Source organism: Rhodococcus sp. BP-241, assembly GCF_019836145.1.
Lineage (GTDB): Bacteria > Actinomycetota > Actinomycetes > Mycobacteriales > Mycobacteriaceae > Rhodococcoides.
In genome coordinates, this window is record NZ_JABUEI010000006.1 from 44,919 (window position 1) to 71,868 (window position 26,950).

General features: G+C 69.2%; 30 protein-coding genes and 1 tRNA gene. 12 read left to right on the plus strand and 19 right to left on the minus strand.

Going from position 1 to position 26,950, the window contains the following annotated elements:
* Positions 1–102: 102 nt before the first annotated feature.
* Positions 103–927 carry a GAF and ANTAR domain-containing protein gene (locus tag HQ308_RS13715; RefSeq protein ID WP_222646726.1) on the plus strand — a complete coding sequence of 275 codons (825 nt, stop codon included), beginning with the start codon at positions 103–105 and terminating at the stop codon, positions 925–927.
* On the opposite strand, the gene HQ308_RS13720 is transcribed toward HQ308_RS13715, so the two are convergent.
* Together HQ308_RS13720 and HQ308_RS13725 are read right to left on the minus strand one after the other, a co-directional pair.
* Entirely contained in the window at positions 911–1,651 is a 741-nt protein-coding gene (locus HQ308_RS13720; RefSeq protein WP_308115781.1) for a hemerythrin domain-containing protein, read from the minus strand. The two genes, HQ308_RS13715 and HQ308_RS13720, sit on opposite strands and share 17 nt — an antisense overlap.
* Positions 1,652–1,675: 24 nt before the next feature.
* Positions 1,676–3,046, minus strand: a complete 1,371-nt coding sequence (locus HQ308_RS13725; protein ID WP_222646728.1) for a cytochrome P450 — start codon at positions 3,044–3,046, stop codon at positions 1,676–1,678.
* 77 nt (positions 3,047–3,123) lie between these two features.
* Here HQ308_RS13725 and HQ308_RS13730 point away from each other — a divergent pair, with 77 nt between their 5' ends.
* Complete coding sequence (locus HQ308_RS13730; protein ID WP_222646729.1) at positions 3,124–4,599, plus strand: aminotransferase class I/II-fold pyridoxal phosphate-dependent enzyme; 1,476 nt, start codon at positions 3,124–3,126, stop codon at positions 4,597–4,599.
* 1 nt (position 4,600) lies between these two features.
* Here HQ308_RS13730 and HQ308_RS13735 read toward each other — a convergent pair whose 3' ends face one another.
* Positions 4,601–5,341 carry a GAF and ANTAR domain-containing protein gene (locus HQ308_RS13735; RefSeq protein WP_222638832.1) on the minus strand — a complete coding sequence of 247 codons (741 nt, stop codon included), beginning with the start codon at positions 5,339–5,341 and terminating at the stop codon, positions 4,601–4,603.
* Positions 5,338–6,084 (minus strand): GAF domain-containing protein, encoded by a 747-nt coding sequence (locus HQ308_RS13740; RefSeq protein WP_056443790.1) that lies wholly within the window; start codon positions 6,082–6,084, stop codon positions 5,338–5,340. The genes HQ308_RS13735 and HQ308_RS13740 overlap by 4 nt, the downstream gene beginning before the upstream one ends.
* Positions 6,085–6,268: 184 nt before the next feature.
* On the opposite strand from HQ308_RS13740, the gene HQ308_RS13745 reads away from it, so the two are divergent.
* On the plus strand, positions 6,269–6,538 hold the full coding sequence (locus HQ308_RS13745) for an ANTAR domain-containing protein (protein ID WP_222646730.1): 270 nt from the start codon (positions 6,269–6,271) through the stop codon (positions 6,536–6,538).
* A gap of 9 nt (positions 6,539–6,547) precedes the next feature.
* Here the strand turns inward: HQ308_RS13745 and HQ308_RS13750 are convergent, their stop codons facing one another.
* From HQ308_RS13750 to HQ308_RS13760, 3 genes are all read right to left on the minus strand, one after another.
* Complete coding sequence (locus HQ308_RS13750; protein ID WP_037186361.1) at positions 6,548–7,951, minus strand: sugar transferase; 1,404 nt, start codon at positions 7,949–7,951, stop codon at positions 6,548–6,550.
* A gap of 292 nt (positions 7,952–8,243) precedes the next feature.
* Complete coding sequence (locus HQ308_RS13755; RefSeq protein WP_222646732.1) at positions 8,244–8,891, minus strand: PhoU domain-containing protein; 648 nt, start codon at positions 8,889–8,891, stop codon at positions 8,244–8,246.
* Positions 8,892–8,967: 76 nt separating this feature from the next.
* Entirely contained in the window at positions 8,968–10,242 is a 1,275-nt protein-coding gene (locus tag HQ308_RS13760) for an EAL domain-containing protein (RefSeq protein ID WP_222646733.1), read from the minus strand.
* Between the two features lie 213 nt (positions 10,243–10,455).
* Between HQ308_RS13760 and HQ308_RS13765 the strand changes: the two genes are divergently transcribed.
* Positions 10,456–10,986 (plus strand): DUF6328 family protein, encoded by a 531-nt coding sequence (locus tag HQ308_RS13765; RefSeq protein WP_222633128.1) that lies wholly within the window; start codon positions 10,456–10,458, stop codon positions 10,984–10,986.
* A gap of 49 nt (positions 10,987–11,035) precedes the next feature.
* Positions 11,036–11,479 (plus strand): ATP-binding protein, encoded by a 444-nt coding sequence (locus HQ308_RS13770; protein WP_222646735.1) that lies wholly within the window; start codon positions 11,036–11,038, stop codon positions 11,477–11,479.
* A 3-nt stretch (positions 11,480–11,482) separates the two neighbouring features.
* Here the strand turns inward: HQ308_RS13770 and HQ308_RS13775 are convergent, their stop codons facing one another.
* The 4 genes from HQ308_RS13775 to dcd form a co-directional block, all read right to left on the minus strand.
* Entirely contained in the window at positions 11,483–12,427 is a 945-nt protein-coding gene (locus HQ308_RS13775) for an Hsp70 family protein (protein ID WP_156380600.1), read from the minus strand.
* Positions 12,428–12,540: 113 nt separating this feature from the next.
* Complete coding sequence (locus HQ308_RS13780) at positions 12,541–13,665, minus strand: hypothetical protein (protein ID WP_222646737.1); 1,125 nt, start codon at positions 13,663–13,665, stop codon at positions 12,541–12,543.
* 63 nt (positions 13,666–13,728) lie between these two features.
* Positions 13,729–15,282 (minus strand): Hsp70 family protein, encoded by a 1,554-nt coding sequence (locus tag HQ308_RS13785; RefSeq protein WP_222646738.1) that lies wholly within the window; start codon positions 15,280–15,282, stop codon positions 13,729–13,731.
* Between the two features lie 98 nt (positions 15,283–15,380).
* Positions 15,381–15,947 (minus strand): dCTP deaminase, encoded by a 567-nt coding sequence (gene dcd, locus HQ308_RS13790; protein ID WP_027506388.1) that lies wholly within the window; start codon positions 15,945–15,947, stop codon positions 15,381–15,383.
* Positions 15,948–16,018: 71 nt separating this feature from the next.
* Between dcd and HQ308_RS13795 the strand changes: the two genes are divergently transcribed.
* The 3 genes from HQ308_RS13795 (at position 16,019) to HQ308_RS13805 (ending at position 18,473) form a co-directional block, all read left to right on the plus strand.
* Positions 16,019–16,092, plus strand: a tRNA-Gly gene (locus HQ308_RS13795).
* A gap of 172 nt (positions 16,093–16,264) precedes the next feature.
* Positions 16,265–17,071, plus strand: coding sequence for a transglutaminase family protein (locus tag HQ308_RS13800; protein ID WP_027506389.1), 807 nt, complete (start codon positions 16,265–16,267; stop codon positions 17,069–17,071).
* A gap of 73 nt (positions 17,072–17,144) precedes the next feature.
* Positions 17,145–18,473, plus strand: a complete 1,329-nt coding sequence (locus HQ308_RS13805; protein WP_222646739.1) for a lipase family protein — start codon at positions 17,145–17,147, stop codon at positions 18,471–18,473.
* Positions 18,474–18,583: 110 nt separating this feature from the next.
* Here HQ308_RS13805 and HQ308_RS13810 read toward each other — a convergent pair whose 3' ends face one another.
* The 6 genes from HQ308_RS13810 to HQ308_RS13835 all read right to left on the minus strand — a co-directional run bounded on the left by HQ308_RS13810 (position 18,584) and on the right by HQ308_RS13835 (position 21,350).
* Complete coding sequence (locus HQ308_RS13810) at positions 18,584–18,808, minus strand: hypothetical protein (protein ID WP_027506392.1); 225 nt, start codon at positions 18,806–18,808, stop codon at positions 18,584–18,586.
* A gap of 16 nt (positions 18,809–18,824) precedes the next feature.
* Positions 18,825–19,262, minus strand: coding sequence for a hypothetical protein (locus HQ308_RS13815; RefSeq protein WP_222646740.1), 438 nt, complete (start codon positions 19,260–19,262; stop codon positions 18,825–18,827).
* Positions 19,259–19,717, minus strand: a complete 459-nt coding sequence (locus HQ308_RS13820; protein WP_222646741.1) for a Fur family transcriptional regulator — start codon at positions 19,715–19,717, stop codon at positions 19,259–19,261. Before HQ308_RS13820 ends, HQ308_RS13815 begins: the two co-directional genes overlap by 4 nt.
* Before the next feature lie 46 nt (positions 19,718–19,763).
* Complete coding sequence (locus HQ308_RS13825; protein ID WP_082544411.1) at positions 19,764–19,937, minus strand: CDGSH iron-sulfur domain-containing protein; 174 nt, start codon at positions 19,935–19,937, stop codon at positions 19,764–19,766.
* A 49-nt stretch (positions 19,938–19,986) separates the two neighbouring features.
* Positions 19,987–20,664, minus strand: coding sequence for a methyltransferase (locus HQ308_RS13830; RefSeq protein WP_308115782.1), 678 nt, complete (start codon positions 20,662–20,664; stop codon positions 19,987–19,989).
* Between the two features lie 101 nt (positions 20,665–20,765).
* Complete coding sequence (locus HQ308_RS13835; protein WP_027506396.1) at positions 20,766–21,350, minus strand: TetR/AcrR family transcriptional regulator; 585 nt, start codon at positions 21,348–21,350, stop codon at positions 20,766–20,768.
* Positions 21,351–21,577: 227 nt separating this feature from the next.
* Here HQ308_RS13835 and HQ308_RS13840 point away from each other — a divergent pair, with 227 nt between their 5' ends.
* Positions 21,578–22,492 carry a DAPG hydrolase family protein gene (locus HQ308_RS13840; RefSeq protein WP_222646742.1) on the plus strand — a complete coding sequence of 305 codons (915 nt, stop codon included), beginning with the start codon at positions 21,578–21,580 and terminating at the stop codon, positions 22,490–22,492.
* Positions 22,493–22,501: 9 nt separating this feature from the next.
* Here HQ308_RS13840 and HQ308_RS13845 read toward each other — a convergent pair whose 3' ends face one another.
* A complete protein-coding gene (locus HQ308_RS13845; RefSeq protein ID WP_222646743.1) occupies positions 22,502–23,206 on the minus strand; it encodes a GAF and ANTAR domain-containing protein in 705 nt (234 codons plus the stop codon).
* Positions 23,207–23,301: 95 nt separating this feature from the next.
* On the opposite strand from HQ308_RS13845, the gene HQ308_RS13850 reads away from it, so the two are divergent.
* Genes HQ308_RS13850 through HQ308_RS13860 form a run of 3 tightly spaced genes read left to right on the plus strand, consistent with a single transcriptional unit; the run spans position 23,302 to position 26,540 of the window.
* On the plus strand, positions 23,302–24,363 hold the full coding sequence (locus tag HQ308_RS13850) for an NAD(P)H-binding protein (RefSeq protein ID WP_222638843.1): 1,062 nt from the start codon (positions 23,302–23,304) through the stop codon (positions 24,361–24,363).
* A 45-nt stretch (positions 24,364–24,408) separates the two neighbouring features.
* Positions 24,409–25,323, plus strand: a complete 915-nt coding sequence (locus tag HQ308_RS13855; protein ID WP_222646744.1) for an SDR family oxidoreductase — start codon at positions 24,409–24,411, stop codon at positions 25,321–25,323.
* Between the two features lie 35 nt (positions 25,324–25,358).
* Positions 25,359–26,540 (plus strand): zinc-dependent alcohol dehydrogenase, encoded by a 1,182-nt coding sequence (locus tag HQ308_RS13860; protein WP_027506400.1) that lies wholly within the window; start codon positions 25,359–25,361, stop codon positions 26,538–26,540.
* Positions 26,541–26,548: 8 nt separating this feature from the next.
* Here the strand turns inward: HQ308_RS13860 and HQ308_RS13865 are convergent, their stop codons facing one another.
* Positions 26,549–26,911, minus strand: a complete 363-nt coding sequence (locus tag HQ308_RS13865) for an STAS domain-containing protein (RefSeq protein WP_222646745.1) — start codon at positions 26,909–26,911, stop codon at positions 26,549–26,551.
* Positions 26,912–26,950 lie beyond the last annotated feature (39 nt).

Below are 26,950 nucleotides of genomic sequence, written 5' to 3' on the forward strand. Positions count from 1 at the left end.
TTCCGCGCAACTATAACCGGACAGCCCGACAGCGGTACGGTGGTCTCGCACTCCGCGTACGGGTCGTCGAGTGATGAGTCGGCGAAGGTGGGAGATGCGGTAATGACCGACAGCGCGGACACCAGGGACGAACGACGGGCGTTGGCCCTGTTGGCGGAGGCCCTGACAGACCTGGACAGTGCGCTCGCCGTTTCCCACACGGCCGACGGCGCGCTCGACACGATCTGCGCGCGCGTCGTGACGGCGATTCCCGACGCCGACGCAGCGGGCGTCACGGTGTTCCGCCGCGGCAGGCCGCAGACCGCCGCGAGCACAGAGACGTTCGTCCTCGAGGTGGACCAGGCCCAGTACCGCAGCGAGCAGGGACCGTGCATCGAGTCGGCGTTGACCCACGAGGTGGTGCGTGCCGATCTCGACGACGTGTCCCAGCGCTGGCCCGTGTTCGCGGAGGCGATCGATCACCTCGACGTCGCGAGTTTCCTGTCCGCGCCCGTCACCGCGGGTGGTGCCCACATCGGCGCCCTCAATCTCTACAGCCACACCGGCCACCGGTTCGATTCCGTCGACGAGTCGGCGATGCGGGTGTTCGTGCAGGCCGCCCAGTCGGCCCTGACCGGAGCGGAGAACTCCGAGCACGCCGCGAGACAGGTCGAGACCTATGCCGCCGCGATGGAGTCCCGGGCCGCGATCGAACAGGCCAAGGGCGCCCTGATGCTGGGACTCAACGTGTCGGCCGACAAAGCCTTCGACCTGCTGCTCTGGCGCTCGCAGACCACGAACATCAAGGTACGGACTCTCGCCGAGCAACTGGTCCGCGACATCGGCTCGCTCGGCGATGCACCGGACGCTCTGTCCACCGAACTCGGCAAGCTGCTGATGACAGCGCACACGCGCGTGCCGTCGGGTCAGGTCACTCCGGCCGAGTAGTGCGCCCCGACCGCGTCGACGGGTCTTCGCCTCGGGTCAGCGGCGGCACGTGTTCCACCGCACCCGCCACCGTCGCGAGCAGTCCGCTGGTGCGCTGCAGCAACTGCACCGCCGACGGCGTGGTCACCCGCCTCGACACCACGTCCAGTGCGTCCCGCGACCGGTCGAGCACCGTGAGCGGCAGCGCGGCGACGACGTTGCCCGGTGGGCGGCGGGCCACCACCGGATGCGGCCTCGTCGGGGCCGTGCGCCGCACCGCGGTCCACGCCAGGCCGAGCCGACGGAGCTGCGCGTCGTTCATCGCGCGGCGCAGCATCGGGAACAGCCGGTCCTCCTCGTCGCGCACGTCCTCACGCAGCAGGACGACGATGCGATCGAGCAGCGCGCTGCCCTCGTCGGTGCCGTGGCCCTTCTCCTCGAGCGCGGAGAACAGCTCGTTGATCTCCTGATGCTCGCGCTCGATCTCGAGGGTCAGCGACTCGCCGTCCGGCACCCACTTCCGGATGGCGGGCCACAGCACCGACTCCTCGGCGAACGCGTGCGGGAAGACGAGCCGACAGATGCGGTTCAGCAGGTCGGCACGATCTGCGGTCGGCGTCTCGCCGAGCTCGTGGAGCAACTGGTCGAGCTCGATGTGGTCGTCGCGTTGCCGGGTCAACACGCTGGTGCGGCCGCCGAGCTCGGCGACGGAGGCCGTGGCGATGGACGGCAGTTGATCTGTCACAGCTGATCCTTCAGGTCGGTCGGCTCAGGTTCGGGGCTCGAGAGACAGCTCGACTCCGTAGGTGTTCAGAGTCGGGGGAAGTGGTCGCGACGGTGCGAGCGCAGGGTTCGTGAGAGCCACCCCGGACCGAGCGAGAATCGACGCCAGCATCGACGACGCGGTGAACGACACGAGATTCTGACCGGGGCACACCACCGGCCCGGCACTGAACGGCACCAGCTGCGGGTACTGCTCTGCGGTGCCGTCGAGCCAGATGTCGGGCGCGAACCGATCGGCGAAGGGCAGCGCGTCCGCGTCCCGGTGGAACCCGGACGCCAGAATGGCGAACGCCGTGCCGGCTCGCACGATTCGAGTGCTCGAATCACCGGTCCACTCCGTGTCGACGGTCGAGTCCCGCAGGATCGCCGGCGTCGTCGGCCACAGACGAATCGACTCGAGGATGCACGCCCGCAGGAACGGCAGCGCCTGCGGACGGCCGACGTCACCCGCGCTCGCCTCCTCGACGGCCCGCCGCTCGAGGTCGGGGTGCGAGGCCAGCAGCGCGAGCGCCCGCAGCGTCGCCATGCCGGCCGCGTCGAACGCGAAGAGCCACTGCGGCATCTGACCCACCGGGTCCACCGCACCGCCCACCCGACTGTGCGCGACGACGGCGGCGAGCGAGTTCGGCTCCGCCGCATCGACATACGAGTACAGGTCGTCGATGAAGCGATCCCGCGCACGGCGTCGCTGCGGTACGAAGTACGACCAGTTACCGTTCCCGCGCAGGGAACGCAGACGGTCGGTCACCGTCTCGTCGTCGCGCGCGGACGCACCCAGCACGACCCGGCGCACCACCCGCCACCACAGCTGCAGGAACTCGTCCGCCGACACCGGGCGCGGCGCTCCCGCACCGGGACCGGACAGCAGAGTGTCGACCTCCTCGTCCACCACGGCCACGAACGCCGACGCGAGATGGTGCAGCGGCTGAGGGGTGTCCAGGACCTGCTCGTTGAACGCACGTCGCTCGTCGCGCAGCCGGCCACGGGAGATGAGCACCCCGTGCGGCTGGAACGGTCCCAGCGCGCCGATCTTCTCCCGGTTCGCCGCCGTGAAGTCCTCCGGGGAGTCGACGAGGATGCGCCGGACATCGGCAGGGTCGAGCACGACGGCGATGGTGCGACCGGGCAGAGCCAACTGCACGGGCGCGGAGCCGTACCGGAGTCGCAGCTCCCGCATCGCGGCCAGCGTGGCCGCATCGGCGTCGACCTTCTCGGCCAGCGCCATGGCCGCCGGACGACGAAGGATCACCCCCGAGGTGATCGAGGGTCCCATCAGCCGCGCCGCGTAGGCGAGGGCCCGTGGGCCGGTGACGGCCGGCGCGACGGCGGGGCGGTCGTCGGTCGAGGTGTCGGTCATGGACCTGCGGTACCCCGGCAGGGGGCCGTGAAACGAGCCGGTCGCATGCCTCGCGGCGTTGCGGGTACAGCGAAGGCATGGCTCCCGATCACTCTCGGGCCCCGTTCCTCGAGGTCCTCGACGACTATCACCGACTCGACCGCTACGGGTTCACGCCACCCGGCCACCGACAGGGACGCGGCGCCGACGACCGAGTCGTGCGCGTGCTCGGTGAGCAACCGTTCCGGGCCGACGTCCTCGCGAGTTCAGGAGTGGACGATCGCCAGTCGTCCGCAGGCTTCCTCAGCGCCGCCGAGGACCTGATGGCCGACGCGGTCGGTGCGGACTCGGTCTTCTTCTCCACGTGCGGCAGCTCGTTGTCCGTGAAGGCCGCGATGATGGCCGTCGCCGGATCCGGTGGCACCGACGGCGGTCTGCTGCTGAGCCGCGACGCCCACAAGTCGGTGGTGGCCGGGCTGATCTTCGGCGGGATCGAACCGCGCTGGATCACCCCCCAGTGGGACGCCGAGCGACACCTCTCGCACCCGCCGTCACCCGAGCAGGTGGAGCAGGCCTGGCAACGCCACCCCGATGCCGCCGGCGCCCTCGTCGTCTCCCCCAGCCCGTACGGCACCTGCGCGGACATCCGCGGCATCGCCGAGGTGTGCCACCGCCGGGGCAGGCCGCTGATCGTCGACGAGGCGTGGGGCGCCCACCTCCCGTTCCACGACGACTTGCCGACGTGGGCCATGAACGTCGACGCGGACGTCTGCGTCACCAGCGTCCACAAGATGGGCGCCGGCTTCGAGCAGGGGTCCATCCTCCAGACCCGCGGCGACCGCGTCGACGCCGATCACCTCTCCCAGTGCGCCGACCTGCTGATGACCACCAGCCCCAACGTCCTGGTCTACGCCGCGCTCGACGGCTGGCGACGGCAGATGGTGGAGCGCGGCGCCGACATCCTCGGCCGCACGCTGCACCTCGCGAAGGACACGCGGTCCGCCATCGCGGACCTGTCCGGATTCACGGTCATGGAGAACGAACTACTCGGCCACCAGGCGTCGCACGACCTCGATCGGCTCCAGATACTCGTGGACGTCAGCGACACCGGGACCACCGGCTACCGGTGCGCCGACTGGCTGCGCGAGCATCACCGCATCGACGTGGGCATGTCGGACCACCGCCGCATCCTGGCGACGATGTCCATGGCGGACGACGAGACGACGGCGACGCGACTCCTGGACGGCCTCACCGAACTCGCGGGCGTCGCGCACACGTTCGGGGGTCAGGGATCGGTGCATCTCCCCTCGCCCGGTGAGGTGCAACTCGAGACCGTCACCTCGCCGCGAGAGGCGTTCTTCGGGGCGACGGAGATGGTGCCCGCCGAGCAGGCCGCGGGGCGGATCGCCGCGGAGCAGCTCACTCCATACCCTCCCGGCATCCCGGCCGTCGTTCCGGGAGAACGGCTGAACGACCCAGTGATCGAGTACCTCCGCACCGGTCTGACCGCGGGGATGGCGGTCCCCGACGCGGCGGACGGCTCGCTCGACCACCTGCGCGTCGTGGCGACCTGACTCAGCTCAGGGCATCGATCACCGCACGCGCCCGATCTGCGAGCGAGGTCCGTGAGCGGCGGGCGTCGGTGACGAGCAGGTCGGTCGCGGGGCCGATGGCGAGACCATGGGTCTCGGCGAGCACACCGATGGCCTGATCGATCACGGCGGCGTCCTCGAGGACCTGCTGTCGACGCGTCGCCTCGACCGACAGGCGCACGTCGCCCTCGGTGTCGACGCTGACGGCCAACGCCGCCAGATCCGCGACGGCCTGGACGAACGCCGCCGCGTGACCCGGTGCCCGCCACGGACCCGACGTGTGGACCACGACGGCGCCGATGACCCGGTTCGCGATCCGAGCCGGGTAGGCACGCATACCGCCGATGCCGGCCGCACGCGCCTCGCGGGCGTGGTCCTGCCAGCGCCCCGGAGCGTTCTCCAGATCGTCGAGCAGCACGGCCGCGCCGGTGCGCACGCACATCGCCACCGGTCCGCCCACGGACAGCGATCGGTCGAGCAACCCGGTCGAGGCCGCAGCGACCAGGTCGAGGTCGACCGACCCGGACCCGTCGAACACCACCGACACCGCGGCGGCCCGCAGGGCCTCGCGGGTGCGGGTGGCGAGGAGGTGGAGCAGATAGGGGGCGTCGACCCCGGCGGCCAGATGGCCCGTCAGCTCGGCGAGGACGACGACGGGCGACGGCACGTCGGTGTCACCGACGGGGCCGGTACCGGGCGGATCGAAAGTGGGCGGGAAAGTCACGACGGCTGTCCTTTCGTCGTCGAGTCCGACGCGGTGTCGTCGGTGGAGAAGCGCACCTTGCGCTCGACCACCTCGCGGGCGATGTCGTCGACGGGGCGTCGGGCCGAGTACGCCGCGGCGCGCAGCCGGGCGAGCGCCTCGGTCGGCGACACCCGCATCTGCACCGTGATCATGCCGACGGCCAGATTGACGTAGGGCCGGGTGCGATGGTCGCCCAGCGGCGAGTCGTCCGAGGCGTCGCCGAGCGACTGTCCCGCGCCGAGGCCGGGCGCGAAGGCTTCCAGCAGGCTGATGGCTGCCGCGTCCGCGGTCAGCTGGGCGACAGCGGCGAACTCGTCGCTGAGTTCACCGACGGATGCGCGATACAGCTCGAGCACGCCGAACACGGTGTTGCCGCCGCGCAGCGGGAAGGCGAACAGAGCGGCCGCGCCCCCGTCCGACGCGTCGGCGGCGAATCCGGGCCAGTGCTCCTCCGCCTCGCTGTCGAGATCGGCGACGAACACGGTCCGGCCACGGTGGAAGGCGTCGACGCAGGGACCCTGACCGGTGGTGAACTGCAGTTCGTCGAGGTACTGCGACACGGCGTCGGTGGCGTAGACCAACTCGCGCGTGGTGCCGCTCATGACGGTGATGGCGGCGCCGTCCACCTCGACCAACTGCACGACACTGCGGCACAGATCGGCGATGTCGGTGATGGACAACGGTGCGTGCGCGTCGTCGTCACCACCCGATCGCGTCGTCATGACCTGCACTCACTCCTCGTCGATCGACGTCCACACCGTTGTCCGCGACCCGAGGAATGCCCCGTGTGCCGCGAGTCAACCGTAGCGACAAGTCTGGACCGCGCGGGCGACCGGCGTAGAGTTTTCCCGCACCGTTGCACTCGTGAACGGGCGAACAGGCGAACGACCGAGAACACGGAGCCCCATGACGAGCGACCCGGAGCAGTCGTTGCATGAACGCATCCGTGCGGCCGCAGACGAGCTCGTATTGCTCGAGCGACTCGGGGCCGTGGTCACCGCGCGCATCCGGCTGTCGCTCGATGCGCGCGCCGCGATCGATCTCGCCGTGGGTGCACTGATGGTGCGGCACGGATGCGAGGCACCTGCCGCGGTCGCGCGACTGGCGTCGACGGCGTCGTCGCGGTCCGCCACGATGCCCGAGATCGCCGCCGAGGTGCTCGCGACCATCCGATGAGCGGTCGACTCAGTACGCGCCGTCGCTGCCGACGACGGCCTTGAGGGTCTTCAGCACGATGAGCAGATCACCTGTCATGGACCAGTTCTCGACGTAGCTCAGGTCGAGGCGCACCGATTCCTCCCAGGACAGGTCGGAGCGGCCACTCACCTGCCACAGGCCCGTCAGACCGGGTTTGACCAGCAGCCGGCGGCGCACGTCGCCGTCGTAGGTCTCCACCTCGCGGCGCAGCGGCGGCCGCGGGCCCACGATCGACATCTCGCGGCGCAGCACGTTGAAGAACTGCGGCAGCTCGTCGATGCTCAGCCGCCGCATCACGCGGCCGACCTTGGTGACACGCGGATCCTCGCGCATCTTGAACAGGACGCCGCCCTCGCTGTCGTTGAGCGCCAACAACTCCGACACCCGAGCGTCCGCGTCCTGCACCATCGAGCGGAACTTGATCATCTGGAACGGTGTGCCGTCGAGGCCCATGCGCTCGGACCGGTAGAACACCGGACCCTTGCTGGTGGCCTTGACGAGAAGGGCGGCGAGGAGGAACAGCGGGGCCACGGCGACGAGGGCGACCACGGCGAACACCATGTCGAACGCCGTCTTCCCGAAGCGGCTCGCACCGTTGTACTGCGGCTTCTCCACGTGGATGAGCGGGAGGCCGGCGACCGGCCGCATGTGCAGGCGCGGGCCGGCGACGTCGACGACGCCGGGAGCCACGACCAGATCGACGTTCTTCTTCTCGAGGTCCCAGACCATGCGGCGGATGCCCTCGTGGCCGATGTGGTCCGTCGCGGTGACGGCGACGGTGTCCGCGCCCGTGGCCTCGATGGCATCGAGCACGTCGTTCTCGTTGCCGAGGACGGGAATCTCGAGACCGTCGACGGACAGCTGATCCTCGGTGACCGACTGGGTGCGCGGCAGGCACACCCCGACCACGGCGTATCCGGCACTCCCGTCGCGGTTGAACGACCGCGCCATGGAGAGGGCCGAGCTGTGACTGCCGACGATGACGACCGACGTCTGATAGTCGCCGCGACGACGTCCGCGAGCCACGTGCTTGCGGAAGAGCCACCGCGAGACCAGGAGCCCGATCAGCCCGACCGGCAGTGCGATGGCCAGGTAGCCACGCGCCAGTTCGAAGCGGAAGAGCAACGAGATGATGGCCACGAGCCCGAAGAGGCGGAAGGTGGCGGACAGCAGACGCCTGTACTCCTCGGCTCCCCCGCCGAGCACACGCGGCGAGCGGGTGCGGAAGATCGCGAGGAATGCGATCCACGTCAGCGCGAGGGTGACCGAGACCAACGTGTAGTTGAACGCCGCGCGCGGTACCTCGAGATCCGGCCGACCGAAGCGCACCACCTGTGCGCAGGCGACGGCGGCGACGACGACGAGCACGTCGGTCACCCGGAGCCGGTCCATGTACGCGCGCTCCCAGTCGCGTCGCGAGGTCGCCCTCCGCGATCGCCGAGCCCGCGGCAGTGCGACGTCGCGGCGCTCGGCCGACTCGCTCTCCGCCGGGCTGGGAGCAGACACGTGTACCTCGTTCCGTTCGACTGGATCCGCCTGGGACTCGACCGCTGATACGTGTACCAGGGCAGTCGGTAGCTTATTGCCTTCCCGCAAGGCTCGCTCAGACAACCACAGTGCGGTGAATCACACGGTGAGTTCACACAGATTTAGCGTGTTCGAACGACACGATTTCAGAGGACCCTCAGGCCATTTGTTTGCGGCCGCTCACGAAGAAGACGATCCGCGACGCGACATCGATGATCTGGTCGGCGTAGCGCTCGAAATACCGTCCCAGCAGTGCGATGTCCACGGCATTCATCACGTCGTGCCCGTGATCGTCCGCCGACACGGTGTCCACGACCGTTGTCTTGAGAGAATCGACCCGATCGTTCTGTGAACTCAGACAATCGATACGTCCGAGATCACTCGTACGCAGTGCGTCGACTATTCGACCGGACATGTCGAGACACAATTCGCTCATCTCGCGAAACTGCGGCATCAGATGATCGGGAACGATCGGCTCGGGAAAGCGACGGCGTGCGGCTTCGGCGATGTGCACCGCGAGGCCGACCATCCGTGAGAGGTCACTGCTGATGCGCACGGCCGAGAACACTCGCCGGAGATCTGCCGCGACGGGTGCCTGCAGCGCCAGTACGGTGACAGCCTGATCCTCGCAGCGGGCACCGAGTTCTCCGAGTACCTCGCCGCGGGCGATGACGGACTCCGCAGCCTGCAGGTCGCCGTCGAGCAGAGCGATGCTGGCGTCGCGCATGGCGGTCTCCGCCGCCTGCGCGAGAGCGCACAGATCGTCGTTCAATCCCTCGAGTTGAGCTGTGTACGCGTTGCGCATGATGTCCCCGATCCTGGCCGTCCCGCCGACGCATCCCGGAGGACGCGACGATGGGGGGTACCCACGAGCGCGCCCCTTAATCGAGCAGAGAGCGAACATCGCGCGCGGGCACCGCACGAGAGTAGAGAAATCCTTGGACGCGAGTGCACCCAGTATGGCGGGCGGCCGCGACCTGGTGGTCGCTTTCGATTCCCTCGACGACCAGGGCACGGCCGGTGTCGACCGCGAATCCGGCCAGTGCGCGGACCAACGAGTCGCCCGCGGCTGTACCGAGCGTGCGCGCGATGCCCGCGTCGATCTTGAATCCGTCGACGGGGAAGTCGACGAGGCGTTCGAGCGACGAGAAGCCAATGCCGATGTCGTCGAGCAGCACCCGGAACCCGACGGCCTGCAGGGCGCTGACGAACTCGTGTGCCCGTGCCGGTCGAGCATGCGACACGGTCTCGGTCAGTTCGAAGACCACGCGCGCCGCCGGTACCGCGGACGCGGCGACGATCTCGATCAGGTGGTGCACCGCGTCGGGGGCCGCGAGATGCCGCGCGGACAGGTTGACGTGCAGGTCCATCTCGGGAGCGTCGACCATCCACCGCTCGAAGTCGACGAGCGCGCGGACGAGGACCGCGTGGTCGACGTCGATCTCGAGGTCGCTGCCCTCGATGGTGGGCAGGAAGTCCGCGGGACTCACCATCGACGGCGCAGTGGTGCCGTCGCCCGGACGCGTCCAGCGGGCGAGAGCCTCGACCGCGGTGACGGCGCCGGACGACACGTCCACGATCGGCTGATACCAGGGGGTGATCTCGCCCCGCTCGATCGCGGCCGCGACAGCGCGGACGCACCCGGCGGTCTTCGAGCGCCCGTGACCACGCAGCGCCTCGAGATGGGTCTCGACCACCCGACCGAACTCGGTGAGAGTGGTGACCGTGTACTCGTTCGCGGGGTGCGGCTCGGTGTCCAGCACGCAGAGGGTGCCGATGATCAGCCCTTCGCGTCCACGGAGCGGTACCGCGACGTAGGACCCGAGGGACAGGGCGTGCAGCGACTGTGCGGTGGCCGCCCGGACCGGATCGTTCGAGAACCGGTCGAGGCCGGAATCCGAGACCGCGACGGGCCCCGCGGACGCGACGACGTGCTGACAGGCGGTGACGGAGCGCGGCAGTGTGTGCGGGAACGGTCCCCCGTGCTGAGCACGGGTGTACTGCACGTCCTCGTCGAGGATGTTGAGCTGCGCGGCGGAGAATCCCAGCGTGGTCGCCGCGAGAGTCGTGAGGGTCTGCAGCGTGGAGTCCGTGGCCGAGAAGTCGACATAGTGTCGCGCCGACTCACTCTGGCGCCGGAGTGCGCTCCTCTGCATGACGTGTCCGTTCTACGAGGCCACCGTCGGATGGTTCCGACGTGGCATGTCCCGACACCGTGACCCCCCGGATCGTCAGTGATTCGTACCTGTTCCAGCCCCGTATCGGTCACGGGCGAGAAAAGGTTTCGTCCATTCCACAGCCGAGTCATCGTACAAGCCGTCAAACAGGCACGACGCCGGGTATCGGAGGTTCCGCCGTAGTATCACCGAATGACAGCGGACGGGCCCCTGACCGGGTCGGACTGGAACGCACGCGAGCGGCACGAGACCGAGACCGAGCGCCTCGATCGCAACTGGTCGAACCTCCTGCAGGAGCTGCGCGTGGTGCAGACCGGTATCCAGTTGCTCACCGGCTTCCTGCTCACCCTCCCGTTCCAGGCCCGGTTTCCGGAACTCGAGACGTACGAGCAGGCCGTGTACCTCGTGACGCTCGGAGCATCGGTCACCGCCACCATCCTTCTGGTCGCGCCGGTGGCTCTGCACAGGATCCTGTTCCGTCGCCGGGCACTGCGTCAGCTCGTCGACCACGCGAACCGGTTCGCTCTCGCCGGCTTCGTCCTGCTCGGCATCGCGATGTCCGGCGTACCGCTGCTCATCTTCGACCTGGTGGTGGGTCCCACCGCGGGCATCATCGCGTGCGCAGTGGCGGCCACCCTGTTCGTCTCGGTCTGCCTCGTACTGCCCGTCTCGCTGCGCCGCCGGCTCGGTCCGGTGAACGATCGGTCCGATTCGACCGAGTGATCTCGACCATGGATGTGCAAAATCTGCGCGCAGTGGGTACAGGGCTTCCATGATCACCGACGTCGCCGACGACATGCCGGTCACCGACCGTGGTGACGCGACCCGCGATCTGATCCTGCAGGACATCCCCGCTGAGCCTCGGGCGCTGACCGGTGTGCGTACGACGGTGCTCGCGTGGCTGCGCGACCGCGGCCTCGACGAGGACCTGTGCCAGGACATCACCCTGGCCACGTACGAGGCACTGGCCAACAGCGTCGAGCACGCCTACGAGCGCTCCGCGGACACCGTGGTGCGCACCGTCGGACTCGAGGTGCGTACTCCGCGGGCCGGCGAGGTGACCATCGACGTGACCGATCGGGGATCCTGGGTCGACAACGGCAACGATCCGCGCCGAGGTCGAGGGCTTCCCCTCATCCATGCGCTCGCGCACGAGGCGTCGGTGGCTTCGTCGGAGGACGGCACGACCGTCCGGATGCGGTGGAACGCGGCCTGACGGTCAGACCAGTGCGTGCCGCGACTGCGTCGTCACCGCGGGCACCGGTTCCGACCGCGTCGGTACCACCGGCAGCGGCGCGCTGAACGGAGACTCCGACCGCCGTGCGGCGAGGAGGGCAGCCCCCGTCGCGGCGATGGACTGCGGATCCTGCGGCATCACCAGAGCGGAACCCCACTCGCGCGCGAACACACCGCGCAGCAGAGGGAGGTTCGCCGGTCCGCCGGCCAGCACCACGGCGTCGACACGATGCGCACCCCGGCGCACCACATCGCTCACCCAGTCGGCAGCCTCGGTGACGTAGTCCAGCATCAGCCGGTCCACCGTGGTCCGCCAGACGTTCACGGTGCCCCCGACGAACGGTCCGCCGACGCGCACGACGCGGTGCAGGGCGATCATCTCCATCGCCCACTCGACGCCCTCGGTCAGTAGCTGAGAGTCGTTCGGCGACAGCGGTTCCGCTGTGCCGTAGGCAGCCAGGAGGTGCTCGCGGACACTGTCCGCGAAGGCACTGCCCCGGTAGCGGTCGGTCCACGTCGCGTCCTTGACGAAGCCCGTGGCCACGTCGACGACGGACACCGACGTACCGCTCTTCCCCATGTCGACGACGGCGATCGTGGATCCCGACTCGACCAGGCCGCGCATCCTCAGATACATCAGCTGGGCGCCGAGTTCCGAAGCGAGACGGACACATCCGCCGGTGTGCACGGACAGGGAGATGGTACCCACGCGTGACCGGGGCTCGTCCGGAACCACCAGCACGGCGGTCTCACGATCGGCGCCGTGGCGCGCACAGACCGAATCCACCACGTCGACAGCGGCTTCCAGTCGATCGCGACCGCGTGCCACCGTGACGGACTCGGTACCGAGCAACGCACGGCCCATGGGATCCATCACCGCGGCTCGTATCGCCGACGCTCCGAGGGAAATTCCTACCACTGCTCGCATGACCCGCCCCGTTCCTGGTGTTCCGCGACGAAGCCTAGGCGCTCGAACAGGGAAAAGGTCTGTTCTCAGTGGCTATTGGCAAAGTTTGGTTGGTTTCACTAGGAACCGGGGCGTCACTCGACCGACGCGGTACCGGACGTGTCCGGCGTCGGGTCGGGCTCGGACGGCTGAGTCGGCGGCTCGGAATCCGTCGGCGGCTCGGACGACGAGCCTCCCGTCGATCCGGGTGTCTCGTCGCCGCCGGAACCACCGCCCGTACCGGTGCCGGGATCGGTACCACCCGTGCCGGTTCCGCCGCCGCCCCCGGTGGAGCCTCCGCTGGTCGAACCACCGCTGGTCGAACCACCGCTCGTCGAACCACCGCTCGTCGAGCCTCCACTCGTCGAGCCTCCACTCGTCGAACCACCGCTCGTGGAACCACTCGTCGTCGATCCACCGCTCGTCGATCCGCCGCTGGACGGCGCCGCCGACGAGGTTCCCGGTCGCGTGGTCGCGGCACCGGGTGCGGCGGGCACCGACACGGCTCCGTTCTGCTGCGTGACACCGGGGCGGATGCCGGTGAGGGCGTCCGCGGCCGTGGTGCCGCCGGGCACGGGTGCCGGAACGGCCGTGGGGCTCGATCCGGCGGGCGCTGCGGGATTGGGAGCGATACCGGTGCCCGCCTCGGCCGAGTCGGTGGCCGACGTGGACAGGGGTTCCGCGACACCGGCAGCCTCGGGAGCCCGGGGTCCCGTCACGGCCCAGACCGCGAACGATCCGGCCAGGACGGCGGCAGCGACTCCCGCACCCACGACGGCGAACCCTCGGCGCGTCTCGCGTGAGGACGCGTCGACCGGCTCGGGCAGCACCACCGGGATCGGACCGGTGATCGCGTCGCCGGCGTCGTGGTCGGCCCACAGCGCGACGGCGACCGCCGGTTCGAGGGACGGATCGACGTCCACCGCGTCGACGACGACCACGTCGCGAACGTGACCGTCGCGCAGCGCGGACTCGACGGGCTCACGCAGATGCGGCGACTCGAGGACGACGGCGGCACCGGTGAGCAGCAGATCGGCGCGGGCAGCCCGGAGCCGCATGACACCGATGGACGTCGCGACCGCCGCGGCCACCTCGGCCGGGGACCCGGTCTGCATCGGGATGGTGCGCTCGTCGACCGGACCGAGCCGAGGCAGCTCGACGTCGACGAGAGCCGCCGTCACCTCGTCGCTCGTCGCCGAGATTCCCAGCACGATGTGCATGTCGTCGTCGTCCGCCTGTTCGTTCTCGATGATGCGTGGTCTCGTACGGTCCCGCCCGATGGATCAGTGCGCCGTGGTGGGCTGGGCGCTGGTTGCCGCGGGCGTGGTCGTCCGAGTCGTCGTGGACGTCGGCGACGGAGCCGCAGATGTCGTCGTCGTGCTGGTGTTCGAGTTCGGCCGCCGTGTCGTGGTGGGCGCCGGCGTCTCCTCCGGCTCGTCCTGTACCGCGGTGGAGGGTGCCGGGGCGAGCGTCGGGCGCTGGGAGATCGAGGTCGACGGCGTGACGCTCGACGGTGCTGCGACGGGCGTCTCCGTGGACGGCGCCGGCGCGGCGGTGGCGCTCGACGACGCCGCCGAGGGCGAGGCCGGCGCCGCGTCGACGCGCGGGGCAGTGCTGGGCACGGTGGTGGCAGTGGGCGTGGCGTCGACGGACGACGTGACGACGACGCGATCCGTCGCCTGCACGGCCTCGGTCTCCGACCGTCCCGACGCGCCGGCGGCCGCGCCGAGGGTGACCGCGGCGACGAGCGCCGTGGTTCCCACCACGACACCAGCGCGGGACCGACGTCGCCGCGTGGAGCGGGCGCGTCGAGGAGCACCGGTGACGACGCGCGGCGTGGGCAGCGGTGGTCGAGCGGTCTCCGGCTCCGGCGCCACCTCGGGTTCCGGAGTGTCAGCCGGCTCCGCCGCTGGGGTGGAAACCGGCTCCGCCACCGTGGTGAAGGCGGCCGTGACCTCGTCGTCCGCCGGCGGCGCGGCGACGACGGGCAGCGGCACGGCGTCCACGGCGGGGGGCACGACGGTGGAGAGATGTGCGGCGCCCATCGCCGCGAAGAACTGCGGCCAGCGCGGCGTGATGACGGGGACCGCGACGCGGGCGGCGATGTCGCGGCGCACCGACGGGATGTGCGCACCGCCGCCGACCAGGAGCACGGCGTCGGCTCCCCGGGCCACGGCGTCGTCCACGAGGTCGACGAGCATCGCGGTGGGCTGGGCGATGAGAAGTTCGAAGTCGGTGCGGCGCAGGCGAACCGAGTCGGTGACGAACGGCCCCGACAGGTCGACCGCACGCTCGTCGGACAACATCTCCTTGGCCGCGAGACTGTCTCGGGCCAGAGTGCGCACGGCCGCGGGGCTCATCTTCTCGGCAGCACCGAAGGTGGTGGACAGGTGATCGGTGACCGCGGCGTCGATCGCGTCACCGGACAGTTCCGTGATGCCCACGCTCGAGTACAGGTCACCGGTCTGCGTGTCCAGGACGTGCACGCGCGTGCCGACCCGACCGAGGTCGACGATCGCGAGGGTGCGAGCCGAGTCGACGCAGCCCTCCATCCGTGCGGCGGCCAGCAGCGCGTCGCACTCGGCGACGAGTCGGACTCCGCCGGGACCGTAGGTGCTCTCGGGGTCTCCCCCAACGGCGATCACCGGCGCGTCCGGACCCACGCACAGATCCGCGGCCATCTCGAACGCTGCCGCAGCTGCCGCGGACAGAGGATGGTCGGATCCGGTGGCGAGCGAGCGCGCCTCGACGACCCGGCCCTCCGGGTCCATCACGACTCCGCGCACGCACCCGGTGCTCATGGAGACACCGAACGTTTCCGTCTCGGTTCGCATCATGGATCACCACCATCGGCTGTCGGAGTTTCAGACAGACCGATAGTAGAGCGTCAAACCGGGCATAGCAACGTATACGACGGCGAAAACCGACCGTAGGTCTACTGGAGAAAGTTCAAATAAGCCTTCGACGGGGTCGGACCGCGCTGTCCCTGATACTTCGATCCCAGCGCTGAGCTGCCATAAGGATTGATCGCCGGACTGGAGAGACGGAACAAGCAGAGCTGCCCGATCTTCATGCCCGGCCACAATGTGATGGGCAGATTGGCGACATTCGAGAGCTCAAGCGTGATGTGTCCGCTGAAGCCCGGATCGATGAAACCCGCCGTCGAGTGTGTGAGAAGTCCCAGCCGGCCCAGACTCGACTTGCCCTCCAGTCGCCCCGCGAGATCGTTCGGCAGGGTCGTCAGCTCGAGCGTCGACCCGAGCACGAACTCGCCCGGATGCAGAACGAACGGCTCCCCCTCGGCGGGCTCCACCAAGGTGGTCAGCTCGTCCTGCTGCAGCTTCGGATCGATGTGGGTGTAGCGCGAGTTGTCGAACACCCGGAACAGCCCGTCCAGGCGCACGTCCACACTCGACGGCTGCACCATCGCCTCGTCGAACGGTTCGATGCCGAGCGTTCCGGCATCCACCTCGGCCTTGATGTCGCGATCGGAGAGCAGCACGCACAGAGACTATCGACCGAGCCCGCCGAGGCCACCCGGGCGCCCTGCTAATCTTCAGGGCAGCACCACCGGCCGATGTAGTTCAATGGCAGAACATCAGCTTCCCAAGCTGAATACGCGGGTTCGATTCCCGTCATCGGCTCCACGTCTCCCCTCGCCGCCGGGCGATGGTGGAACCCAGACCCCGGATTCCGGGGCCCACATTCCACGATCCAGGCCCGCGGTCGTCCCACTGTGTCCAGCGACACGCGTCGTTCCTGGTCAGGCTGGGTACACCTCCGCGCACACCCCCTCTCCCCCCGGAAACGAGCACCTCCATGACCGAACGCGTCGTCTCCGCACGCCTCGATGTCGACATCACGGCCGCCAGCACCCTGGAGTTCCAGATCGCCGTGGCACCGCATCCCGGCGCGCAGGTCGCCGAGACCCTCTCGTTCGTCCTGGACGGGAAGACGGTCGAGGCCCGCGAGGTCAGCGGAGCCCACGGCAACCGGATCCACGTCCTCGAGGCGCCGGTGGGCAACCTGCAGGTCTACTACGACGCGACCGTCACCGGGAACGCGGAGCCGTCCCCCGTCACGGATCTCGATCGCTCGGTCTACCTCCGTCCGAGCCGGTACGCGGAGGCCGACAAGTTCTTCGGCTTCGCCGCCACGGAGTTCGGCAGCGAGTCGGACGACGCGGTGCTGTTGTCGGAGGTGTCCGACTGGGTCGGCCGTCGACTGCACTACGTCCCGGGGAGCAGCGATCCCATCGACGGTGCGGCGGACACGCTGCTCGCCGGTGCCGGCGTGTGCCGTGACTACGCGCACCTGGTCGTCGCGATGCTGCGCGCGCTGAACGTTCCGGCTCGTCTGGTCGCCGTCTATGCACCCGGATGCGACCCGATGGACTTCCACGCCGTCGCGGAGGCCCTGGTGAACGACACCTGGCACGTCGTGGACGCGACGTGCCTCGCACCTCGGTCGACGCTGGTCCGGATCGCGACCGGACGCGATGCGGCCGACACCGCGTTCCTCGACAACCACAAGGGTTCGATCACGCTGAACAGCTCCACGGTCACGGCCGTGGCGACCGACGGCCTGCCGAAGGACGACATCCACGAGCTGGTCTCCCTCACCTGATCCGGCGCATGCGTCGGTCGCCTCCTGCGTCGTCGGGTTACTGTGACTCGACGAATCAGGAAGCGAGACGCACATGAGCATCGAACGAGATGCAGCGTTCACGGGTGGGCGAGGGACGGCGGCGGACCGGAGTACTGACTCCGACGATGCCGTCGAGCGGCTGACGACGACGCCGAACAAGGATCCGTTCTACCGCTCCCCCGCCGGGTTCGAGAAGGCCGAGCTGGGGGCCGTGCTGCGGTCGCGCCGTGTCGAGATCGCCCTGTTCGGCACCATCCGCCAGCGCGTGTCGGCATGGCAGCTGCTCTACCGGACGTCCGACATGCACGGCGAACCGCGCACGGGTGTCACCACGGTCCTGCTGCCGGCCGGCGCGGTTCCGGGTCGGAGCAGGCCGCTGCTGTCCTACCAGTGCGCCATCGACGCCGTCTCGGACCGCTGCTTCCCGTCGTACGCGCTGCGGGACGGAGCACACGCCCACGGCGCCGTGCCCCAGTTCGAGCTGCTCATCATCCTGTACGCGCTGCGCCGCGGGTGGGCGCTGTCCCTGCCGGATCACGAGGGCATGGACGGCCGCTGGGGTGCACCGATCGAACCCGGATACTGCACTCTCGACGGCATCCGCGCCGCCCTGTCCTTCGCACCTCTGGAGCTCGACGACTCGGCGCCCGTCGCACTGTGGGGGTATTCGGGCGGCGGGCTGGCCACGTCGTGGGCCGCCGAGGCCGCGGACGAGTACGCGCCGGAGCTGAACGTCGTCGGTGCCGCGCTGGGCTCGCCCGTCGGTGATCCGGCATCGGCGTTCTCCCGCCTCAACGGCACGATCTTCGCCGCGTTGCCCACCATGGTGGTCGAGGGGCTGCGCCGCACCTACCCCGATCTGGACCGGACGATCCGCGATCACGTCGCGCAGCCCGGCATGACCATTCTGTCCTCGCTCGAGCGCAAGACCACGGTGCACGCCGTTCTGACGCTGCTGATGCACGACCTCGAGCGCTACACCGACATCCCGCTCGCCGACGTCATGGCGACCCCCGAGCTGGTGCAGATCTTCCAGGACATCCAGCCGGGCAAGTCCGCACCGAGTTTCCCGCTCCTCATCATGCAGGCGGTGCACGACCCCATCATCGCCGTCGACGACGTGGACGGGCAGGTGGAGCGGTACCGCACCGCCGGCGCCCACGTGACGTACGTGCGCGACCGGCTCAGCGAGCACCTGTCGCTGCATCCCATCGCCGCACCCGCCACGCTGAACTGGCTCGCCGATCGCATCGCCGACCGCCCGGTGCCCCCGAACACCACCGAGACCGTATGGTCCTCGGCCCTGTCGGTGTCAGGTGTCCGAGGGCTGCTCGGGCTCACCGTCTCGACCGGTCGCGCTCTGCTCGGCCGGGTCCGCTAGGCGGTCGTCGCCGGAGTCGCGGCGCGTCGGCTCGATCCCGAAGTCGGGTGGCCCCGACGCCTCCGCGAAACCGGACGGCTCCGAGTGCTTCTCGTCGGACGTCGACATGATCACGCCCCGAGCTTGTCGATCATGTCGTTCAGCGCGGTGGCCGCCGTCTCGAGTCGCTCGGGTGACCTGTCGTCTCCCAGTTGCTCGACGAGTGCCGCCTTGGTGGTCACCAGAACGGCACCCGAATCGTCGTCGGTCATCGTCAGTTCGCCGTCCCGCATCACCAGCAGCGTTCCGTCGGGTGCGTCGAGCACGCCGCGCACCGTGTCGCTCGTCATCGTCATCGTGTCGATCCTCCTGTCAGGGCGTTGCCTCGTGACCGCGCTTGCCGTGCGTGCGCCGGTCCTCCTTCATCTCCGCCTCGAAGACGTGACGGCGGCCGTCCATCAAGTCGTCGCGGATCCGGCGCTCGTGCTCGCGCGCGGTGGTCCAGTACCCGTCGTCGAAGTCCTCGACCATCTGGAACGTCCACCGACCCTCGATGACGTTGCGGCCGATCACCTCTCGCTCCAGTGCGTCCGCTGCGTCACCGTGCCCGGCGTCGCGGAGCTCGTCCGCGGCAGAGCCGAACTGGAGATCGGCGTGGCCCATGAGCTGGTGGAACGTGTACAGGTGACCGCGGGCGCGTTCCACCCACTCGAGGGCCTCCGAGACCGAACCGACGGCGGACACCGTGGCATCGTCGGACCCGTCCGGACGGTGGTGGTCCGTCAGCATCTTCTCGCGATCATCGTTCATACCTGCTGGTTACCCGTCCGGCAGTCACGGCACACACCCCAGAAGAAGACGTCGACGCCGTCGATGTCGAAGTCGTCGTCCTCCGGCTCGGGAGCACGTCGACGCACATCGGAGGTGAGGGCCGTGTCGAACACTCGGCGGCACTGCCGACACATCAGATGGTGGTGGTCGTCGCCGTCGACCCGAAGTTCGTACAGCGCGGGCGAATTGGCGGGCTCGATCCGGCGCAGGAGATCCACCGACACGAGTGCGTCGAGGTTGCCGTAGACGGTCTGCCGCGACATCCCCTGGCTCTTCAGCGTGCGGGCCACGTAGCCGGCGTCGACGTGTGGGTGCCGCGCCACGACGTTCAGCACGCGCAGGCGCGGGCGGGTCACGCGCAGCCCGCGCTCACGCAGTACCCGACGCCACTGCTCTTCCGACGAGACGACCGTCGGCTGTTCCCTGGTGTCCACGACGCCGGAGTGCCCCCGCAGGGCGCCGTGAAACGTCCGGGCCGTGTCAGTCGTCGCGACCCCGGTCCTCGGTGGTGGACGCACGGATCTTGCGGCGATGGCTGGTGTCGCAGAAGGGGTAGTTCTTGCTGCGTCGACACGCGCAGAGAGCCACCATGAAGCGGTCGGACCGCACGCGGGTGCCGTCCTCCATCTCCACGTCGACGGGCCCCTCCACCATCACCGGCCCGCCCGGAACAACACGGACGAGCCGCGCTGCGGGAGCAGCGTCAGGCGCGTCGGGCACGGACGACCACCAGTTCCTCGGAGCGCCGACCCGGCTGCAGGGCGCCCGTGGCCTCGAGCCACTCGGCGCGCGCGTGCATGACGGGACCGAACGCGATCCGACGGCGAGCCACCACGTCGACCGTGGTGCCGGACCGCATCAGACGCTCGATCGTGCGGTCCACACCGGCGAACTCGGACTGCACGATCAGCATGGTTCCGCCCGGAGTGAGGAGATCGAACGCGTTGTCGCACAACGGGTCCAGGACGATGCGACCGTCGGCGCCGGCGTCCCACGCACGGTGCACACCGCGCCCCTCCGGCGCGGTCGGCGACGGCACGTACGGCGGATTGGAGACCACGAGGTCGAACGGCGCCTCGGCGAGGGCGTCGATGAGCGTGCCCTGTCGCGCATCGACCTCGACACCGATGCGCTCGGCGTTGTCCAGGGCGCACGCGACAGCGCGAGCATCCAGGTCGTAGGCGAGCACCTCACGTGCACCGAGACACGCAGCCTGGAGTGCGAGCACTCCGGTACCCGTACACAGATCGAGGGCACGCGCACCCAGGGGCGACGCCGCCACCGGCATGACCTCGCAGAGCAGTCTCGAATCGTCCTGGGGGGCGTACACACCGGGGTGTGCACGCACCATGCCGATCGTGTCGCGATGAATCGTCGTCACACGAGAACCTTCCGTCGGCGCAGATGCGCTGGCAGCATCTGCCGCCTTTCTTCAGGAATGGCATTCCCGAACGGACGCGATTCAAACGCGGGACCGGCGCGTCACCACCTCCGGGCGATGATGGAGACGATGCGCGGAATCTCCTCGTCGGCAAGCGGTTCGACCCCGATGACCACCTGGCGGGTGAGCAGACCGTCCACGGACATGGCGAACAGTTCCGCCGACGCCACGGTCGCGGGGTAGCCCGCCTCGCTCATCTTGGACGACACCAGGCCGACGAACGCGGCCAACTGGGCGTCGAACGCCGCCTTGAGTTCGGGCCGCACCAGACCCTCGCCGAGAAGGTGGTGCCGTGCGACGACGCGGCCGCGATGCTCCTCGCTGCACATGTCGCGGACGAACCCGACGACGGCGTCGACCACGGCGTCGTGATGCCAGGTGTCGAGTGCGAAGTGCCGACCGGCGACCTCGAGATCTCTCCGGAACACCTCGTCGAGCGCCAGCGAGAGCAGGGTGGCTCGATCGGGCGCGTGATAGTTGACGGCGCCGGCACCGAGACCGGTGGCCTGATCGACCGCACGATGAGTGAACCCACGGGGACCGCGTTCGGCGAGTACCTGCACCGCGGCGGCAGAGATGAGTGAGCGCCGACTTCTGGGCTTCTCCACCGTCTCACCATCACTCATTGGTGAGATGTTACGGCCCTGACGTGCCGGTACCACCATCACCGGTCACGGTCGGCTCACGATGATCGCGCCGGCGGAACGGGCTGATCGAGCCCGCTCCACCGTCCCCCGACTGCCGCGTCACTGTCATGACAGGCGTTGAGGGTACACCCGTCTCGGCACGTCCGCTCGTGCTTGACACCGGGGTCGCCGGCGTCTTTTCTGTACAGATGTTGAGGAATCGGTCCATGAGTCGTCGCGGGATGTTGGGAGCGGCCGCCGTCGCCGCGGGAGCGGTCACGGTGGGGATCGCCCCGCGCGTCCGCGCAGCGCCGACACTCCCCTCGGCGGCCTGCGCCGTTCGCTATCCCGGCTACCGCGGCGCCGACTTCGCGCTCCCGTACGCCCGCTACATGCAGGCCCGGACCGCCCCCGCGCCGCAGATCGTGGCCGACGCCTTCGCCGGCCCGGCGCTACCGGCGGGAGCAGTGCCTCGGTTCGAGGACATCACGCGCGATCTCGGCCCGACCGGGACGTCCGCCGTGGAGACCGGGTACGGCCAGGGCGCCGACGGAGTGGTCTTCGTGGCGGTGCGCACCGTCATGCCGAGAGTCACTGCGGCTATGTGGGACTGGTGGTTCGGGTGGCACTCCAGCGAGGCCGCGCGCTACAAGTTGTGGCATCCCGACGCGCACCAGTTCGCTGCCCTGGACACCGACCTCACCACCGCCGACCTCCCGGACCGGCAGAAGTACATCGGCAACACCACCTACGTCGACGAGTACGTGGGGCCGAAACTGCAGCAGCTCGGGATCAACTTCCGAGACCCGGTGGCGCACGGGTTCACCGTGCCGTCGGATCAGACCATCGTCTTCGGCCGCGTCGGGAGCAGCATCGCCCCCGTGGACCTGGGGTGGCTCGCCCACCAGGTCCGCCCGATCGAGGGCGGCGCCGAGATGCGCAGCCGGTTCCACCTGAACCTCCGCGGCCTGCACGTACCGAACGTGACGCAGGCCGCGTGTGCGGTGGCCCGTGGTGCGTCGGTCGATCCGACCGATCTGCAGCTGAGCCTCGACCTCGGTCGTGACCTGCTGATGCACTGCGGGCAGGAGATGAACCACCTCGCGGCGTTCCTCCCCGAACTGCACGCCGAGTTCTCGTGACCCGGCACCTCAGCGAGCCGACTCCGACCCCTTCTCCACCAGTTGGACCGACAACCGGCCGATCGGGGTGTTGGAGTCCTGGGACAGCCTGGTCAGCAGGGTGAAGGCCTGCTGGGCGTCGACGCCGAAACGCTCCATGATCATGCCCTTGGCCTGCCCGATGACGTCCCGGGACGCCAGGGCCGAATGCAGTTGATCCTCGACCCGACCCGCTGTCAGAGCGATCGCGGCGTGGGTGGCGAGCGCCTCCCCGACCATGATCGCGTCGTCGGTGAAGGCTCGGGGCTCGAACGCGAACAGGTTCAGGGCACCGAAGGTGTCGCGGTGGGTGAAGAGTTGAAAGGAGAGCGAGCTCCGCACGCCCTCCGCCAGGGCGATCGGCGCGTACTTCGGCCACCGGGTATCGGTGGTCAGATCATCGGCCCGCACCACCGCGGTGGTGGTCGCCGCGTCCAGGCACGGGCCCTCCCCGAACTCGATCTGAGCTGCGTCGAGCCGCGGCGGAAGGGACGACGTGGGCCCGTGCGAGGTGAACGACGACCTGCCCGAGATCGCCACCACGTCGGCGGCGTCCGTTCCGGGAACCAGATCGAGAGCCGCCTCGGTGACCCTGCGCAACGTGTCGTCGAGATCGGTGTGCGCCGTCAGGTCGCGAGCGAACGCCGCCAGCGCCGACGCGATGTCCGACGGCTCCCGTTCTCGAGTCGCGTTCATCCGACCTCCTCGAGCAGCAGCGGGCATGACACTCGGCACAGATTGACCGCGACCGGGGACGGGTAAACCACGACCACTCACTCGAAAGGCATGTCTTGCGCATCCTGGTCACCGGGTCCACCGGCTACATCGGCTCACGTCTCGTTCCCATCCTGCTGGGCGACGGTCACGACGTGCTCGCCGCCATGCGTGACGACAGCAAGGCGTCCTCCTTCAGCTGGGAGGACGACGTGACGCCGGTCCACTTCGACATCACCGACGAGAAGTCCATCGACGCCGCGCTCGAGGGTGCGGACGCGGTCGTCTACCTCGTGCACTCGATGGACGACGGCGACTTCGTGACCAAGGATCGCGAGGCCGCGCAGGCCGTCGCGCGCGCCGCGGAGAAGCACGGCGTGGGCCGCATCGTCTACCTGTCCGGCCACGTGCCCGACGACGACGAGGACCTCTCCGACCACATCACGTCCCGCCTACAGGTCGAGGAGGTGTTCCTCAACTCGTCCGTTCCGGCGACGGTGTTCCGAGCGGCCATCATCCTGGGGTCCGGCTCCACCTCGTTCGAGCTCGTGCGCAGGATGGTCGAACGGCTCCCGGTCACCCCCGTGCCGAGCTGGATGGTGAAGAAGGTGCAGCCGATCGCGACGACCGACGTCCTGCACATCATCGCCGCCGCTCTCGGTGACGAGCCCATTCCGGGGTCGTACGACATCGGCGGGACCGAGGTGCTCACCTACCCCGAGTTGCTCACCCGCTACGCGACCATCGCCGAACTGTCGCGGCCCCAGTTCCGCGTGCCGCTGGTTCCCACACCGATCGTCGGGCGAGCCGTCGCCGCCATCACACAGATGCCGCCCGGCACCGTGATCTCGTTGGTGGACAGCCTGCATCACGACATGATCGTCCGTCGCGGCAACGCGGCCACGGACACGTTCGCGCACGCCGTCGACTCTCTCGTGGGTATCGACGAGTCCATCAGGCGGTCGCTGACGGTCAGCTCGCACGACGGCACCGACGCCGAGGGCACCACCGACCCGCAGTCCGCGGCGGACACCGACCCCTCGTGGGCCGGCGGCGTCGTGTCGATCGGCCGAGACGGACGGGTGCGTCACGACGTGTCCGGACGATTCTCGCGAGCGCTGTTGCACCCGCGTTCCTGAGGCGGGACCAGGATTCCCGGTCGGGAACGCGGGTACCCGGCCGGTATGACTTCGTCGAACGGCTCGATCGACCAATACACCAAGAGAGACCCGCGTACCGCCTACCCGACGCCGGATCGCGAGGGGCAGCAACCGATCTCGCATCCCGGGCTGACCGAGGACATGCGGACCACCCCCGACCACGGGGAGTCCACCTACCGCGGATCAGGGCGGCTCACCGGCCGGAAGGCACTGATCACCGGAGCGGACAGCGGCATCGGCCGCGCCGTCGCCCTGGCGTTCGCGCGCGAGGGCGCCGACGTCGTGCTGTCGTACCTCGAGTCCGAGGAGCCCGATGCGCGCGAGACGGTGCGGCTCGTCGAGGAGGCCGGCCGCCGGGCCGTCAGCGTCCCCGGTGACATTCGCGACGAGGCGCACTGCGACGCCCTGATCGACACCGCGGTGCGCGAACTGGGCGGTCTCGACATTCTCGTGAACAACGCGGCGTTCCAGATGGCCCAGAGCGGCGGTATCGCCGACATCACCACCGAGCAGTTCGACCGCGTACTGAAGACCAACCTGTACGCGTTGTTCTGGCTGTCCAAGAAGGCTGTGGCCGTGATGGATCCGGGCTCGACCATCGTCAACACCTCCTCCGTCCAGGGCGTGAGCGCCTCACCCGAACTGCTCGACTACGCCACCACCAAGGCCGGCATCATCAATTTCTCCAAGGGGCTCGCGAGCGACGTCGCCCGACAGGGCATCCGCGTGAACGTCGTGGCACCCGGACCCATCTGGACACCGCTGATCCCGGCCACGATGCCGTCGGACAGTGTCGACGGTTTCGGCGACCAGGTGCCGCTCGGACGTCCGGGACAGCCCGCGGAACTCGCACCCGCGTACGTGTTCCTCGCCTCGGGCGAGTCCAGCTACATCACCGGGCAGGTCATCGGCGTGACCGGCGGTTCCCCGATCACCTGAGTATTCCCGCATCCGCACGACACGAAAGGCACATCATGAGAGCAGTGACCTGGCACGGCAAGCGCGACGTCCGCGTCGACAACGTCCCGGATCCGACGATCCAGGATCCGACGGACGCCATCATCGAGGTGACGTCCACCAACATCTGCGGCTCCGATCTGCACCTCTACGAGGTGCTCGGGCCGTTCATGAACGTCGGTGACATCCTCGGCCACGAACCGATGGGCATCGTGCGCGAGGTCGGCAGCGCCGTGTCGACGCTGGCGGTGGGCGACCGCATCGTCGTCCCGTTCCAGATCTCGTGCGGCTCGTGCTTCATGTGCGATCAGTCGCTGTACACCCAGTGCGAGACCACCCAGGTACGCGAGACCGGTATGGGCGCAGCACTGTTCGGCTACTCCGAGCTCTACGGATCAGTGCCGGGCGGCCAGGCGCAGTACCTGAGGGTGCCGCACGCCGACTTCACCCACATCAAGGTCCCGGAGGGCCCGAGCGACGAGCGATTCGTCTACCTGTCCGACGTACTGCCCACCGCGTGGCAGGCCGTGCAGTACGCGGGGGTGCCCGAGGGCGGCTCGCTGACCGTGCTGGGCCTCGGTCCGATCGGCGACATGGCGGCACGCATCGGCACCCATCTCGGATACCGCGTCATCGGCGTCGACCGCGTACCCGAACGACTCGAGCGTGCTCGCGCTCGCGGCATCGAGACGGTGGATCTCCGGGCCCACGGCGGGCAGGTCGGAGACGTCGTTCGCGAACTGACCGACGGCCGCGGTACCGACTCGGTCGTCGACGCGGTCGGAATGGAGGCCCACGGCTCACCGGTGGCGAAGGCCGCGCAGCAGGTGGCGGGTCTGCTCCCGGACGCCCTCGCGAAACCGTTCATGGAGAAGGCCGGAGTGGACCGCCTCGACGCGGTCTACTCGGCGGTCGACATTGTCCGCCGGGGCGGCACGATCTCACTGTCCGGCGTGTACGGCGGCGCGGCGGATCCGATGCCGATGATGACCATGTTCGACAAGCAGATCCAACTGCGCATGGGTCAGGCGAACGTCAAGAGGTGGGTCGACGACATCATGCCGTTGCTGACGGACGACGATCCGTTGGGCGTGGACGATTTCGCGACCCACACCCTGCCGTTGACGCAGGCGCCGCACGCCTACGAGATCTTCCAGAAGAAGCAGGACGGAGCCGTGAAGATCATCCTGCGTCCGTGACGAGCGGGTCAGCTCGCGAGCGGCTCCGGTTCCACCGAAGCCACGACCGGCACGAGACGGGTGAGGCCGAGGACACCGAGAGTGCGCCGCACCCGAGGTGACGGCGAGATCACGACGTCGATCGCGGTCGGGGCGTCCGACAGGACGTCCTCGATCGCGGTCACGCCGGCCGAGCTGAAGAACCGGACGTCGGTGAGGTCGACCGTGACGGGGCCGTCCGAGACGGCCGCTCGGAGGCAGCGGGTCAGGTCGCGCGCGGTGACGAGGTCGACGTCGCCACGGACGGCGACGATGCGGCGGCCGTCGTGGCCTGTGTGGACGACGACGTCGAACGGGCTGGAGGAGTGGTGGGAAGGAGCAACCGTGGTCATCATGTTCCTTCTGCGGCGCTGCTCGGACGCGGTGTCTCG

Bases quoted from the DNA above. Each gene is read 5' to 3' on its own strand.
- HQ308_RS13715 (WP_222646726.1), top strand. From the start codon at position 103: ATGACCGACAGCGCGGACACCAGGGACGAACGACGGGCGTTGGCCCTG.
- HQ308_RS13725 (WP_222646728.1), bottom strand. From the start codon at position 3,046: ATGACCGACACCTCGACCGACGACCGCCCCGCCGTCGCGCCGGCCGTC.
- HQ308_RS13730 (WP_222646729.1), top strand. From the start codon at position 3,124: ATGGCTCCCGATCACTCTCGGGCCCCGTTCCTCGAGGTCCTCGACGAC.
- HQ308_RS13740 (WP_056443790.1), bottom strand. From the start codon at position 6,084: ATGACGACGCGATCGGGTGGTGACGACGACGCGCACGCACCGTTGTCC.
- HQ308_RS13745 (WP_222646730.1), top strand. From the start codon at position 6,269: ATGACGAGCGACCCGGAGCAGTCGTTGCATGAACGCATCCGTGCGGCC.
- HQ308_RS13750 (WP_037186361.1), bottom strand. From the start codon at position 7,951: ATGGACCGGCTCCGGGTGACCGACGTGCTCGTCGTCGTCGCCGCCGTC.
- HQ308_RS13755 (WP_222646732.1), bottom strand. From the start codon at position 8,891: ATGCGCAACGCGTACACAGCTCAACTCGAGGGATTGAACGACGATCTG.
- HQ308_RS13760 (WP_222646733.1), bottom strand. From the start codon at position 10,242: ATGCAGAGGAGCGCACTCCGGCGCCAGAGTGAGTCGGCGCGACACTAT.
- HQ308_RS13765 (WP_222633128.1), top strand. From the start codon at position 10,456: ATGACAGCGGACGGGCCCCTGACCGGGTCGGACTGGAACGCACGCGAG.
- HQ308_RS13770 (WP_222646735.1), top strand. From the start codon at position 11,036: ATGATCACCGACGTCGCCGACGACATGCCGGTCACCGACCGTGGTGAC.
- HQ308_RS13775 (WP_156380600.1), bottom strand. From the start codon at position 12,427: ATGCGAGCAGTGGTAGGAATTTCCCTCGGAGCGTCGGCGATACGAGCC.
- HQ308_RS13780 (WP_222646737.1), bottom strand. From the start codon at position 13,665: ATGCACATCGTGCTGGGAATCTCGGCGACGAGCGACGAGGTGACGGCG.
- HQ308_RS13785 (WP_222646738.1), bottom strand. From the start codon at position 15,282: ATGATGCGAACCGAGACGGAAACGTTCGGTGTCTCCATGAGCACCGGG.
- HQ308_RS13800 (WP_027506389.1), top strand. From the start codon at position 16,265: ATGACCGAACGCGTCGTCTCCGCACGCCTCGATGTCGACATCACGGCC.
- HQ308_RS13805 (WP_222646739.1), top strand. From the start codon at position 17,145: ATGAGCATCGAACGAGATGCAGCGTTCACGGGTGGGCGAGGGACGGCG.
- HQ308_RS13810 (WP_027506392.1), bottom strand. From the start codon at position 18,808: ATGACGATGACGAGCGACACGGTGCGCGGCGTGCTCGACGCACCCGAC.
- HQ308_RS13815 (WP_222646740.1), bottom strand. From the start codon at position 19,262: ATGAACGATGATCGCGAGAAGATGCTGACGGACCACCACCGTCCGGAC.
- HQ308_RS13825 (WP_082544411.1), bottom strand. From the start codon at position 19,937: ATGGTGGAGGGGCCCGTCGACGTGGAGATGGAGGACGGCACCCGCGTG.
- HQ308_RS13835 (WP_027506396.1), bottom strand. From the start codon at position 21,350: ATGAGTGATGGTGAGACGGTGGAGAAGCCCAGAAGTCGGCGCTCACTC.
- HQ308_RS13840 (WP_222646742.1), top strand. From the start codon at position 21,578: ATGAGTCGTCGCGGGATGTTGGGAGCGGCCGCCGTCGCCGCGGGAGCG.
- HQ308_RS13845 (WP_222646743.1), bottom strand. From the start codon at position 23,206: ATGAACGCGACTCGAGAACGGGAGCCGTCGGACATCGCGTCGGCGCTG.
- HQ308_RS13855 (WP_222646744.1), top strand. From the start codon at position 24,409: ATGACTTCGTCGAACGGCTCGATCGACCAATACACCAAGAGAGACCCG.
- HQ308_RS13860 (WP_027506400.1), top strand. From the start codon at position 25,359: ATGAGAGCAGTGACCTGGCACGGCAAGCGCGACGTCCGCGTCGACAAC.
- HQ308_RS13865 (WP_222646745.1), bottom strand. From the start codon at position 26,911: ATGACCACGGTTGCTCCTTCCCACCACTCCTCCAGCCCGTTCGACGTC.